This is a genomic window from Deinococcus sp., assembly GCF_018260405.1.
In the GTDB taxonomy this organism is placed as follows: Bacteria; Deinococcota; Deinococci; order Deinococcales; family Deinococcaceae; genus Deinococcus.
In genome coordinates this window covers 1-12,570 of record NZ_JAGLBG010000018.1, presented here as the reverse complement: position 1 = coordinate 12,570, position 12,570 = coordinate 1, and the positions used below count along the sequence as shown (strand labels likewise).

At 65.1% G+C, this 12,570-nt stretch carries 10 protein-coding genes; 8 read left to right on the top strand and 2 right to left on the bottom strand.

What is annotated here, in order from left to right; genetic code table 11:
* Nucleotides 1-199 precede the first annotated feature (199 nt).
* The 5 genes from QZ269_RS04050 to QZ269_RS04030 all read left to right on the top strand — a co-directional run bounded on the left by QZ269_RS04050 (nt 200) and on the right by QZ269_RS04030 (nt 6,900).
* A complete protein-coding gene (locus QZ269_RS04050; protein WP_291424566.1) occupies nt 200-913 on the top strand; it encodes an SDR family oxidoreductase in 714 nt (237 codons plus the stop codon).
* A 75-nt stretch (nt 914-988) separates the two neighbouring features.
* Nucleotides 989-1,420 (top strand): SsrA-binding protein SmpB, encoded by a 432-nt coding sequence (gene smpB / locus QZ269_RS04045; RefSeq protein ID WP_291424564.1) that lies wholly within the window; start codon nt 989-991, stop codon nt 1,418-1,420.
* Nucleotides 1,417-2,859: an N-acetylmuramoyl-L-alanine amidase gene (locus QZ269_RS04040; RefSeq protein WP_291424562.1), complete on the top strand. Its 1,443-nt coding sequence runs from the start codon at nt 1,417-1,419 to the stop codon at nt 2,857-2,859. Before smpB ends, QZ269_RS04040 begins: the two co-directional genes overlap by 4 nt.
* Nucleotides 2,856-3,410 carry a GerMN domain-containing protein gene (locus tag QZ269_RS04035; RefSeq protein ID WP_291424560.1) on the top strand — a complete coding sequence of 185 codons (555 nt, stop codon included), beginning with the start codon at nt 2,856-2,858 and terminating at the stop codon, nt 3,408-3,410. Before QZ269_RS04040 ends, QZ269_RS04035 begins: the two co-directional genes overlap by 4 nt.
* Before the next feature lie 148 nt (nt 3,411-3,558).
* Nucleotides 3,559-6,900 carry a chromosome segregation SMC family protein gene (locus QZ269_RS04030; RefSeq protein ID WP_291424558.1) on the top strand — a complete coding sequence of 1,114 codons (3,342 nt, stop codon included), beginning with the start codon at nt 3,559-3,561 and terminating at the stop codon, nt 6,898-6,900.
* Nucleotides 6,901-7,018: 118 nt separating this feature from the next.
* On the opposite strand, the gene QZ269_RS04025 is transcribed toward QZ269_RS04030, so the two are convergent.
* Both QZ269_RS04025 and QZ269_RS04020 read right to left on the bottom strand, forming a co-directional pair.
* The gene (locus QZ269_RS04025) at nt 7,019-7,861 is read right to left on the bottom strand and encodes a DMT family transporter (RefSeq protein WP_367272205.1); all 843 of its coding nucleotides are present in this window, start codon (nt 7,859-7,861) and stop codon (nt 7,019-7,021) included.
* Nucleotides 7,862-7,962: 101 nt separating this feature from the next.
* Nucleotides 7,963-8,520, bottom strand: coding sequence for a hypothetical protein (locus tag QZ269_RS04020; RefSeq protein ID WP_291424554.1), 558 nt, complete (start codon nt 8,518-8,520; stop codon nt 7,963-7,965).
* Between the two features lie 253 nt (nt 8,521-8,773).
* Between QZ269_RS04020 and QZ269_RS04015 the strand changes: the two genes are divergently transcribed.
* From QZ269_RS04015 to deoD, 3 genes are all read left to right on the top strand, one after another.
* Nucleotides 8,774-9,076 (top strand): hypothetical protein, encoded by a 303-nt coding sequence (locus QZ269_RS04015; protein WP_291424553.1) that lies wholly within the window; start codon nt 8,774-8,776, stop codon nt 9,074-9,076.
* A 132-nt stretch (nt 9,077-9,208) separates the two neighbouring features.
* The gene (secD, locus tag QZ269_RS04010) at nt 9,209-11,512 is read left to right on the top strand and encodes a protein translocase subunit SecD (protein ID WP_291424551.1); all 2,304 of its coding nucleotides are present in this window, start codon (nt 9,209-9,211) and stop codon (nt 11,510-11,512) included.
* Between the two features lie 137 nt (nt 11,513-11,649).
* Nucleotides 11,650-12,357 (top strand): purine-nucleoside phosphorylase, encoded by a 708-nt coding sequence (gene deoD / locus QZ269_RS04005; RefSeq protein WP_291424549.1) that lies wholly within the window; start codon nt 11,650-11,652, stop codon nt 12,355-12,357.
* The last annotated feature ends 213 nt before the right edge of the window (nt 12,358-12,570 follow it).

Below are 12,570 nucleotides of genomic sequence, written 5' to 3'. Positions count from 1 at the left end.
TCCTGTGTAATACGGATTCCGCTAAATTCCGCCACAGTCGGGAAGACACCGCCTGCGGCTCCATACCGCGAAACCCGTATGTTGTTCCTACTCGCATCCGCTCGGATTGATTCGGAACTGCACCAAATCAATCGGAATCTGTATAAGCCATGAATCTTTGCAGTAAGTCGGTGTCCGGCAGGCGTGTTACCTTGCCACTATGACTCAGGACACCAGTCAAAAAAGCGCCTTCGTAACTGGCGCCAGTAAGGGCATCGGTCTGGCCGTGGCCCGCGCCCTAATCGCCGACGGTTACGCCGTGACCGTGACCAGCCGCCATGAGCAGGAAGTCGGGGCCGCCGCGCAGGAACTCGGCCACGGTACGCGCGGTGTGGTCTGCGACGTGCGCGACCCCGCCGCCGTGCAGCGCGAGGTCGAGGCTCACGTCGCCGCGTTCGGCACACTGGACGTGCTGTTCGTAAACGCCGGGGTCGGCCACTTCGCCAACATTGCCGACCTCAGCATCGAGCAGTGGCAACAGGTCATCGACACCAACCTTAGCGGCGCGTTCTACACCATCAAGGCAGCGATTCCGGCCCTCAAGCAGCGCGGGGGCTACATCTTCACGCTTTCGAGCCTCGCCGGAAAAAACCCGTTCGCGGGTGGCGCAGCCTACAACGCCAGCAAGTTCGGTCTCAACGGCCTTTCGGAAGTGGTCAACCTTGACCTGCGGCAGTACGACATCAAGACCACGCAGATCATGCCCGGAAGCGTGGCGACGCACTTTAATGGCCACATTCCCAACGAGGCCGACGCCTGGAAGATTCAGCCCGAGGACATCGCGCAGCTCACGGTGGACCTGCTGCACATGCCCGCCCGCACGTTGCCCAGCAAGGTCGAGGTGCGCCCCAGCCGCCCTGACCAGAAAAAGTAAACTGAGGCGGCTCGGCCTGTGAGCGGCAGATGAAAAGCTACTTTGCTTTCCCGCTCTCAGAATGGCCCTGCTACAATGCCCCGCGTGTACACGAACCGCCGCGCACATTACGAGTACGAGTTGCTGGAGCGCTTTGAGGCGGGCATCAGTCTGACGGGCAGTGAAGTCAAAAGTGTGCGGGCCGGAGGCGTGGACTTCCGTGACGCCTTTGCCCGTCTCTCGAATGGCAATGTCGATCTGGAAGGACTTTATATTCCGACCTATCACGAAGCGACTTACAACAACCACGAGCCGCGCCGCAAGCGCCGTCTGCTGCTGCACCGCGAGGAAATCGCCAAGCTTAAGCGGGGCCTGGAGCAAAAGGGCCTGACCCTGGTTCCGACCCGCCTGTATGAAAAGGGCCACTACTTCAAGGTAGAAATTGCCCTGGCCCGTGGCAAGCAGCTGCACGACAAGCGCCGCGCCGAGGCCGAAAAGACCGTGCGCCGCGAATTGAGGAACCTGTGAGGCCCCAGGTCACGCAGGCTGCATTTGCCCGCTGGCCTCAGCTGGCGCTGCTGTCGGTGGCGCTGGTCGGGATCGGGCTGGCCGGTGCCCAGATCGCCGGAACCCAGGTTTCCGGTGCCCAGGTGCCAGGCGCTCAGATCACCTTTGGCAAACTGAATCTGGCCGGTAAGCAAGTTCAGAGCATCAACCTCTACGGCGCGGAATACGCCAGCGAAACGACCCTGGGCGACCTGCTGACCATCAAGCGCCAGGGGGCCATTGTGCGGGTCGAGGGGCTGGGGCACGTGCTGCTGCTGCCCATTGATGAGGATCAGGTGCGCTCGACCACCGACTTCAACACCGTGCAGCTCGACGCGCAGCGCCTTAAGGCGCGTACCGCCACGCTGGTCAACGGCAACCTGTACCTGCCACTCGACACGCTGGCCCGTGGCCTGGGGGCGTCTTACCAGACCGGGCAGTTCACGCTGGCGACCCGCACCCTGCAAACCGTCAGCAGCCGCACTGGCAAGGACAGCGACCGCCTGGTACTCGACCTCAACCGCGAGGTCACGGTCAAGGACGAACTCAGGGGCACCGTGCTGCGCGTGATTCTCAAGGGCACGCTTGCCAAGCCACAGCGCTACACCACGCGCGCGGCCTTTATTCCCTACGCCGAGGTCACGCAAGAAGGCAGCGACGCCATCGTCAGTTTCACGCTGCCGCAGAACAGCGGCTACCGGGTCTATCCGGTGGTGCGGGCCGGGGGAACGCGCATCGTGGTGGATGTGGGGCCGGGCATTCCCAGCGACATTCCGGCCCTGATGGAGCGTCTGGCCAAGCCGCTTATTGTGCTCGACCCGTTCAAGGTGCAGGGCACCGGGCGCGACGTGACGCTGGAAGTGGCGCGGCAGGCCGCTGAACTGCTGACCAAGGCGGGCTGGCAGGTCAAGCTGACCCGCGAGCAAAGCGGCGAGTTGAGCATCAGTGACCGCCTCTCTCTGGCCCGGCAGAGCGACGTGTATCTGGCGCTGGATATCGGGCGCTTTCCAGGCACCACGCGCGGCGGCGTGACCGTATACGAGAACACGGGCAGCAGTCCTTCACTCCTGGTCAATACCGTGCGTAACGGCAAGGTCTTGCCTTACGGTTCGCTGGTCGTAGGCGACGTCGGGGGAACCAGAAGGCTGTCCGAACTGCTGCGCGGTGAACTCAAAGGCAGTGTTACTACTGGGCAAGACAGCATAGCCAAAATGCTTACCCTGAGCGAAACGGCTCAGGCCGCGCTGCTGCTTGAACTCGGCTGGGCCGGAAACGCTCAGGACCGCGCCAATCTGGCCATGCAGGGGCGGGTGCAGGCGTTTTCGGTCGCGGTGGCCCGCAGCATCGCCACGTACCTCACGGCGCGTGCCAACAATTCCAGCCAGGTGGCTTCGACGGTGATCACGGGAGCCAAGCCATGAACGCCCTCCGACGCTTCTTTTCGCTTTTCAACATCCTGGCCCTGATCCTGCTGGCAGCGGCGGCCTACGCCCTACAGGTCGTGCAGCGCCCGCAGGCCACCCCGCAGATGCCCAAGCTGGAAATGGCCGAGCTGCACCCGGTCAAGCTGACGGTGTACTACTCCGATTCGCAGGTGCAGAACATGAAGCCAGTAGTCCGCACGGTGCAGGTCACCGAAGAAAGCGCGGGCGTTCTGGCGCAGGCTGCCGCCGACGCCTGGGCCGCCGGAACGGGCAGCAAGGACAGCGACGTCTTGCCGGTAGTGCCCAAGAACACCCCTGCCCCGCGAATTTATGTGCGCGGCCTGCACTACTACGCCGACCTGCCTGCCGCCTACACCAAGCTCAACTACGGCAGCAGCGGCGAGCGGATGCTGCTGTGTACCCTGACCCGCACCCTCCTTGATAAGCGTGACGGCGACGTGACCTTCCTGGTGAACGGTCAGAGCACCGATACTCTGGGGCACCTCGACCTGCAGGGCGCCTATACCCGGCAGGACTGCCAGAACTGAGTGGCGGCCAGGAAGGGGGCTGGACTTCCGGGCTGGCCCAACTCGGCCACGCGGCCTCTTTAATTTCTGAATCCTCATTCTCTTCGGGCTAGGGGCGTATCATAATTCACTCTTTACCCGGCAGATACTTAGCAGTGCCACTGTTGCCATGATCGAGTCCATTACCCTTCAGGGGTTCAAATCCTTTGCCGACCGCACCCGCCTGGAATTTGGCGGGGGCGTTTGCGCGGTTATCGGGCCAAACGGCAGCGGCAAAAGCAACGTGGTCGAGGCGATCCGCTGGGCCACCCACGGAGCGCGGGCACGGGAACTGCGGGCCGGGCGCGGCACCGAACTGATCTTCCACGGCTCGGGCGGCAAGGCTGCGCTGGGGCTGGCCGAGGTGCAGCTAGAACTGCTAACCGCTGGGGGCCGCGTCAACCTGACCCGCCGGATTTACCGTGACGGCAGCGCCGAACAGGACCTGAATGGCCGGGGCGTGCGTGCCCGCGACATTCAGGCGGCCCTGCGCGGCACCGGACTGGGGCCGGGGGGCCTGGCGGTCATTGGGCAGGGCGAGGTCAGCGGCGTGGTGCAGGCTGAAGGAAGCACGCTGCTGGGCTATTTGCAAGAAGCGGCGGGCCTGTCGCGCTCCGTCAGTACGCGCCAGGACACCGGGGCACGGCTGCGTGACGCCGAGAGTCAGCTGGCCCAGCTGCGGCTGCTGCTTGACGAGCGCGAGCAGGTGGCCGGGCGGCTGGCGACGGCGGCGCAGCAGGCCCGGCAGCACCGTGACCTCAGCGCCCGCGCCGCGCTGCTCGAAGACGCCCTGAAGCGCGAGCGGCAACTTGGGCTGCGCCGCGAACTGGCCCAGGCCCAACAGGAGGCCCAGGCCACCGCCGCCCGCAGCGCCGAACTGGCCGCGCAGGTGCAGCAGGCCGCCGCCGTTGTCGAGCAGGCCCGCGAAACCGCCCAGCAGGCCCGCACCCGCCGAGACGCCTATGCCGGGGCGCTCGAAACGCTGCGGGCCGCCCGCGAGGCCCACGCCCAGGTCGGGCGCTACCACGAACACCTGTTGACCGAGCAGGCTACCCTGCACACGGAACTACGCGGCTTGGCCTTGACGCCGCCCACCGAAGCCGCCCCCGACCTCACGCACTTGACTGCCCAGGCGGCCGAAGCCCGCGCCGCTGCCGAGGGTGCCGAGCGCCTTTGGAAAGCGCTAGAGACCGAACTAAGCCGCCTGCGGGCCGCCGCCGCCCGCGCCGCCGAGGCGAGCGCCCGCGCCTCGGCCAGTCAGGACACCTTGCAGACCGAACTGGCCCGCGCAGAGGGGGGACTTGAACAGCTGCGCGAGCGCCTGGCCGAGGCTACGGCGCAACTGGCCAGAGCCACCGCGCACCGGGAGCAAGCCGCCACCGCCTTCACGACGCTTGATGAATCCCGCGTCGCCACCCAGCAGCACGAGCGGCAACTGACCCAGGAACTCGCGCACCTGCAAGCCAGCGTGTCCCCCTTGCAGCGCGAACGCGAACGCCTGGAAACCTCTCTGAACCAGTACGCCCGCTACGGCGAGGGGGCACGCAACGCCCTGCGGCTCGACCATCCCGGCATCGTGGGGTCGGTGGCCGACCTGCTGACCGTGCCCGCCGACTACGAACAGGCCGTGACCGCCGCCCTGGGCCGCCGCCTGGAACAGGTCGTGGTACATACCGCCGACGACGCCCGCGAGATAATCGAGGAACTGCGCCGCGTGGGGGGGCGGGCCACCTTCTTGCCGCTGGAGCTGCTGCGCCCACGCCCGCGCCGGGACGCTGCCCTGCTGCGCGACCCCGGCGTGCGTGGGGAGGTCGTGGGCAACCTCGCTGACCTGTGTCCTACCGAGCCGCCGTTGGTCGGCGAGTCCATGCTGGCCGATACGCTGCTGGTGCGCGATCTGGCCGGGGCCAGCCGGATCGCCCGCGCCTACAGCAGCCGCCCGCGCCTAGTGACCCTGGCGGGCGAAGTGCTGGAACCCGGCGGCGCGATGACCGGGGGCCGCCTGCGCGACACGGGCAGCGCTGTGCTGGGCGACCAGCGCCGTTTTCAGGAACTGGACGCCGAACTGGCGGAAGCGGACACCCTGACGGCCCACCTAAAGACCCAGCTGGCGCAGGTGCAGACTAGGCTGGCCGGAAACCGTGACGAGCACGCTGCGCTGCTAGCCGCCCGTGAAGCGGCGAGCCGTGACGAGCGCGAAGCCGAGCGCGTGGTCACCGAGTTGGCCGCTCAGGGACGTAGCCTGGAAACCAACCGTGACCGTCTGGCTGACCAGTTGAGGGCGCAGCTGGCGGAGCAGGTGCAGGCCCAGACCGGGGCTGCCGCGCCGGAGATGCCTGTGTCTCAGGACGCTTCCGCCGACCCCGCCGACCTCGAAAGCCAGGTGCAGGAAGTCCGCTCCGGGGCCGAGCAGGCCCGCGAACGCGAGCGCCAGGCCCTCGAAGCGCTGGCACTGGGGCGCGAGTTGGCTGCCGCCTGGCACAGTTACCGGGCCGCCAGTACCCGCGCCAGTGATCTGGGGGTGCGCCTGGACAGCAACCGGCAGGCGGTGCAGGCGCAGCAGGCTCAGCTGGAGGCGGCGCGGGCCGAAGTCAGCCGCCGTGAGCAGGCCCTCGGCACGCTGGACGAGCAGGAATACCCCCGCGCCGAGGCTGCCCGTGAGCAGTCTGCGCAGACCTACACCACCCTGATCGGCGAGCAGAATAAGCTCCGCGCCCGACTCGACGAGTTGAATCTGACCGTAGCTCGCCGTGAGGGTACCCTGGAACCCATCCCCGACGGGTGTTCGCCTGCCGGAACCGTGCGCGAGTGGACGGCTGAACTGGGCCGCGCCCGCGCCGAGCTGGAGCAGCTTGGCCCCGTCAACGCCCGCGCCGAGGTCGACCACGCCGCCGAGCTAGAGCTGCTGGCCGCCCAACGCGCCGAAGCGGCGGATGCCCAGGCGGCCTGCGACGAACTCCAGGCCCACCTGCGCGAGCTGGAAACGGCTGAGGCAGCGGCCACAGGGTTGGCCTTTAAGCGGGTCAACGAAGCCTTTAGGGAGTACAGCACCGAGCTGCTGGGCGGCGTGGGCGAACTGGAGCCCGAATACAGCGGAGCAGGTCGGCTGGTCGGCTTGCGGCTGGCGGTGCAGCCCCGGGGCAAGCGCACCCGCAGCCTGACTCTGCTGAGCGCGGGCGAGCGCACTATGGCGGGCCTCGGATTTTTGTTCGCCCTGAATCACGCGGGTGGAAACGAGGGCATGGGTGGTTTGCCGCTGGCCGTGCTGGACGAGGTAGACGCGCCCCTTGACGAGGCCAACATCCGGCGCTTCACGGCCTTTTTAGAGCGCTTTGCCCAACGCGGTACCCAGTTCCTGCTGGTCACTCACCAAAAAGCGACGATGGAAGTCGCCCAGGCCCTCTGGGGCGTGACCACCGACCAGACCGGGGCCAGCCGCGTGCTGAGCATCAAGCAGCGCGGCGAAAGCTGATTCCGACTGAATCCAGCAGTTTTGGGTTCACGCCGACTCGCAAGGCTGCGTAGCAGAGCAAAGCGAGTGGGAATAAAGCTGACCTCAGCTGCCGTCAGTATCGTAGGGGCTGAGTGATTCAGTTCGCAGGCTCAGGCACGACATGCTTGGTCGGCTTTCCGGTCAGGCTGATTCCGGCGCTGGCGGCGACCACGCACAGCAGGGCCAGCCACTGCGTTGTGCTCAGGCGTTCGTGCAAAAAGAGCAGGCCGCTCAGGGCCGCGATGGCGGGTTCCAGGCTCAGCAAAATGCCCATGATTCGGGCAGGAATGGCCCGCAGCGCCCGCATTTCCAGGGTATAGGGCAGCGCACTTGACAAGGTAGCCACGCCCAGCCCCAGCAGCAGCACATGCGGCGCAAAAAGCTGGGGGCCGCCCTGCCACAGTCCCAGCGGCAAGGTCATCAGCGCGGCGATGAGCATGCCAGGCACCACGCCCGCCACACCGGGCAGGCGGCGGCCCACCGCGCCCCCGGCGAGGATATACACGACCCAGAACGCTCCGGCCGTCAGCGCGTACCCGGCCCCCACCCAGTCGAGCGGCCCGCCAGCTCCGCCGTGAAGTCCGCCGTGCGGCGTAATCATGGCGATGCCCACGCCCGCCAGCAGCACCCACACGAAGTCCAGCGGGCGGCGCGAACTGAACAGCGCCAGCAGCAGCGGCCCCACGAACTCGAAAGTCACGGCCAGCCCCAGCGGCAGGCGCTCGACCCCGGCATAAAAACACAGGTTCATCAGACCCAGCGACGCGCCGTAGGGCAGCACGGTCAGCCAGTCGGCGCGGCTCAGTTTACGCAGGTCGGGGCGAAAGATAAGCAGCAGCAGCAGCGCTGCCAGCGAAACCCGCAGGGTCGTGGTGCCCAGGGGGCCGACCGCCGGAAAAAGCGTCTTGGCAAACGCGGCCCCGCCCTGCAAGCTGATCATTGACAGGATGAGAGAAGGGACAGGGGCGAGCGGGACACGGCGCACCGCGTTAGTATGTCGTTTCTGGGACGTGCCTCCCTAAAGGCTGTCTCAATTCCCAGTCAGGAGGTATGGTCTTTGTCTGCGCCCTTGTCTTCTGCTTTACCGAACGCTGCTGGCGTGCCGTAGATGCTTTGCACTCCCCCTTCGGTGCCGTCATCCGGCGAGACGGTTGCCGGAGCTGCCCTGGAAGCTGGGTTCGCCGTCCGGGTGCCAGATACTGGACTCAGGGACGGCACCGTGATAGGCGCGTTATCGCTGCTTGCGCTGGTCGTGGCAGGTCTGGCCGGAACTGTGCCAACTGTGCCAGGGGACGTGGTTGTGGTCGGCGCTGTGCCCTGTGGCAGCGGCCTGAGCAACTCGGACAGCGGGGTTTTCATATCCGGGGCGCGGTAGCCTTCTTCTTTCAGCAGCCTGCCAGTGGGGTCGCAGGTGGCCGTCACGTCCAGCACCTTACCTGCAAAGCCTGACCACTCGGCGCGTACCCGAAGCATCCTGCCCTGTGGGTCGTATTCCTGAGTCACAATCTGCACATTGTCGGGGGCGCGGTGGCCGTGCGTAAACACCTTGCTGCCGTCGGCGCGGGTTTCGACCTGTCCTGCTCCGGTAAGGTTGGGCATCTGCTGTTCTCCTTTAGGACTGTAAGTCAGGTAAGCGGCCTGCGTCGCTATAGCCCCAAGGGTCAACAGGGTGCCAACACCAGCTGGCCGCAGAAGCTGGAGCAGCGAGTCAGGGCGCATCACTTCCAGGATACGTGCCCGGGGGCCTCAAAGTTCCCGGAGCCTAACCGCAGGCTATTGGCCAGAGGGGGGTTTGGTATGCTGGGACGCTTTGAGAGGGTTCTCACGTCTTCCGCTGTCCTGGCAGGCCCGATTGGTAGCCTGGCCCGGCGTACTGACTGTGCTGTCGGTGCTGGCGGTTGTCCTGGGAACTCCCCCCCCGGCCCACGACGCCCAGCCGCGCACGGTGGCGCTGGCGACCGCGCCCAGCCTGCCGGAACTGCGGGCTGCGCCCCAGCTACCGCTGCCCAGCCCACTGCCGAGTCCGCCTCCTGGTGAAGCGTGGTCGGCGGCGGCGCAACTCGCCCCCCCCGCGCCGCGCCCAGTTTACTGGAACGTGCCAGCCCTTCAAACGGGCCTAACGTGGTGGGGCAGGCGACAGACCGACGGTGGTTGACCCCGCGCCGCCGCTCGGTTTGCTTGGCCTGCTGGTCTAGGTCGGCAAACCCCAGCTGCATAAGTTCCAGGTTCCTTTCATCAAGTATTCGGCAATCATTGTCATTCTCAGGCATTTTCAGGAGTAATCAACGTGACCTACGGTAACAACCGCAATAAGAGCAGGTACGGCGGCAAGGGTCCATCCGGGCGGGTAGCGACTTCGGTCGGCGGAAAACCCAGCCCCTGGACGGCCCTTTTGCTGCTGCTGGCCCTGCTGCTCAGCATCGCCTTTATCTGGCGGCCCTGGCAGCACCCTGCTACGCCCCTTTCCCTGTGGAACGACAAATACCAGTTCATGACGCTGGGCCTCGACCTTAAGGGCGGGCTGCGTATCGAGCTGGCCCCCGAAAATGGCACGGCCACCAAGGACGAACTTGAGCGGGTCAAGACCGTCATCGAGAACCGCATTAACGCCCTGGGCGTCGCCGAACCCACCGTGACCGTCTCGGGCGGTAAACGCGTGGTTGTGGAAATTCCGGGGGCCACCCCCGCCGTACAGCAGCAGGCCCGCGACATTATTCAAAAGACTGCCAAGCTCGATTTCCGGATCGTCACTCCCACGGCCAAGCCCGATCCCGAGGAAGCCACGCGCAACCCTTCCTCGCTAGGCTACAAGCTAAGTGACCTGGGGCCGGTTGGCGCGACCGGCGAAGTCATCGCCGACGCCAGCCCCACCACCGATCAGAACGGGCAATGGGTCGTGTCATTTAAGACCACCCCCGCCGGAGTCAGGACCTTCGGGGATTTCACGCGCCAGAACATCGGCAAGTCGATGGCCGTGGTTCTCGACGACCAGATCAAGTCGGTGGCGACCATCCGCGACGCCTTGCCTGCGGGCGGGCAGATCAGCGGCAACTTTACCAGCCAAGACGCTACGCAGCTTGCGCTGGTACTCAAGTCAGGGGCGCTGCCTATCAAGGTCAAGACCGAGGCCGAGCGGGCCATCGGGCCGACGCTGGGGGCCGACGCCATCCGCAGTGGGGCCATCGCCGCGCTGGTCGGTGTGGGCCTCGTGTTCGTCATGCTGTTTTTGTATTACGGCTTCTGGTTCGGGCTGGTCGGCGCACTGGGCCTGCTGTTTTCCAGCATCCTGATTCTGGGTCTGCTGGGCGGCCTGGGAGCCACCATGACGTTGCCGGGAATCGCCGGTCTGGTACTGACCATCGGGGCAGCAGTCGACGGCAACGTGATTTCCTTCGAGCGCATCAAGGAAGAACTGGGGCGCGGCAAGGGCATCAAGAACGCGATCAAGGCGGGCTATCAACACTCGACCGCCGCCATTCTGGATGTGAACGCCAGCCACCTGCTTTCCGCGCTGGCACTGTACAACTACTCGACCGGCCCCGTGAAGGGCTTTGCCGTCACGCTGATTATCGGTGTGCTGGCGTCCACCTTCTCTAACCTGGTCTTCGCGCACTGGTTCATGGAGTGGCTGGCGCAGCACCGCCCTAACATGTCGGCCCCGCAGTGGATCAAGAACACCCACTTCGATTTCATTCGCCTCTCGCCGATCATTACCACGGCCAGCGTGCTGCTCGCGATCGTGGGCGGGGGCATCCTGGCAACCAGGGGTCTGAACTACGGTGTGGACTTCGTTTCGGGAACCACCATGACGGTCAAGACCGGCGCGAACACCACCACCGAGGCGGTGCGTAAGGCCGTAGCGGGGGCCGGAGTGGCCAAGGTCACCTCGCAGAGCGCCGCCATTCAGCGTGACATTACGCCCGGTCAAAGCGGCGCTCAGTACACCATCAAGGTGCCCGAACTGACCGCCGCCGACGCGCAGAAAGTCGGCGGCGCTATTGCCAAGCTGCCGGGCGGCCAGCTTCAGGCCACCGAAACCGTGGGGCCAGCCGTGGGTAAGGAGCTGACCGACAAGACCATCAAGGCCGTGCTGCTGGGCCTCACACTAATTCTGATCTACGTGGGCTTCCGCTTCGACTTCATCATGGGTCTGGGCAGCATCATCGCCGTGCTGCACGACGTAGCTATCGTGATGGGCCTGTACTCGCTGCTGGGGCTGGAATTTACCATCGCCTCGGTCGCCGCGCTGCTGACCCTGATCGGTTACTCGCTGAACGACTCGATCATCGTATCGGACCGTATCCGCGAGAACCTCAAGGACATGCGCGGCAAGAGCTACCGCGAGATAGTGAACACCTCGATCAATCAGACGCTTTCGCGCACGGTCATGACCTCGATCAGCACCATGCTGCCGCTGGTCAGTCTGCTGATTTTCGGCGGCCCGGTGCTGCGTGATTTTAGCCTCGCGCTGCTCATCGGGATTCTGGTCGGCACATACAGCTCGATCTTTATCGTCGCGCCGCTGGTGGTCTATTTCGAGGAATGGACCCATAAGCGTAGGAACGCCGCGCCGCCTGCACCTCAGGCGTAAGCACCTCTCGCAAAAGCCCCCGCCTGCAAATGCAAATGGCGGGGGCTTTTCTTTGCCTCCGGCTCAGCGTCCCCTGAAAGCAGCAGCCCGCCGCGCGACCAGAGCGCTTTGGGAGGGTTTTTTCGTAGACTGGCTGCATGAGTATTCACCTCAATGCCGAAGCTGGCCAGATCGCCGAGACCGTTTTGCTGCCCGGCGACCCGCTGCGGGCCAAGCACATTGCCGAAACCTTCTTCGAAAGTCCCGTGCAGCACAACACTGTGCGCGGCATGCTGGGCTTTACCGGCACCTACAAAGGCCAAAAGGTCAGCGTGCAGGGCACCGGCATGGGCATCGCCAGTTCCATGATCTATGTCAACGAACTTATTCAGGATTACGGCTGCCAGAACCTGATCCGGGTGGGTACGGCGGGCAGCTACCGCGAGGAAGTGAAGGTGCGCGACATCGTGCTGGCGCAGGCGGCCTGCACCGACAGCAACATCAACCGCATCCGCTTCGGCGAGCGCACTTTTGCCCCCATCGCCGATTTCGGCCTGCTGCTCCGCGCCTACCAGATTGCCCAGCAGCGCGGCTTTGCCACCCACGTCGGCAACATCATGAGCAGCGATACGTTTTACACCGACGACCCGCAGGAATTTAAGCGCTGGGCCGATTACGGCGTGCTGGCCGTCGAGATGGAAGCGGCGGGCTTATACACCCTGGCCGCCAAATACGGCGTGCGGGCCTTGACCGTCCTGACCATCAGCGACCACCTCGTGACCCATGAAGTCACCACCGCTGAGGAGCGGCAGCTGAGCTTCAACAGCATGATCGAAGTGGCACTGGACGCGGCCCTTAACCTGTAAGACGGATTCCGATTGATTCAGAACTGCACCGAATCAATCCGAGCGGATGTGAGTAGGAACAGCATACGGGTTTCGCGTTATGGAGCCACAGACGGCGATTTTCCGACTGTGGCGGAATTTAGCGGAATCCGTATAACAGTAGTCCGGAACCTTTTTGACCAAAAAGCAAGTGGGGTCGGTTACGTTGGTGTGTGAAGACTCAACGAACGGCCC

Excerpts from the sequence above, each read along its gene's own strand:
- QZ269_RS04035 (WP_291424560.1), top strand. The coding sequence starts at position 2,856 with ATGAACGCCCTCCGACGCTTCTTTTCGCTTTTCAACATCCTGGCCCTG.
- QZ269_RS04030 (WP_291424558.1), top strand. The coding sequence starts at position 3,559 with ATGATCGAGTCCATTACCCTTCAGGGGTTCAAATCCTTTGCCGACCGC.
- deoD (WP_291424549.1), top strand. The coding sequence starts at position 11,650 with ATGAGTATTCACCTCAATGCCGAAGCTGGCCAGATCGCCGAGACCGTT.
- QZ269_RS04020 (WP_291424554.1), bottom strand. The coding sequence starts at position 8,520 with ATGCCCAACCTTACCGGAGCAGGACAGGTCGAAACCCGCGCCGACGGC.
- smpB (WP_291424564.1), top strand. The coding sequence starts at position 989 with ATGCCCCGCGTGTACACGAACCGCCGCGCACATTACGAGTACGAGTTG.
- QZ269_RS04025 (WP_367272205.1), bottom strand. The coding sequence starts at position 7,861 with ATGATCAGCTTGCAGGGCGGGGCCGCGTTTGCCAAGACGCTTTTTCCG.
- QZ269_RS04050 (WP_291424566.1), top strand. The coding sequence starts at position 200 with ATGACTCAGGACACCAGTCAAAAAAGCGCCTTCGTAACTGGCGCCAGT.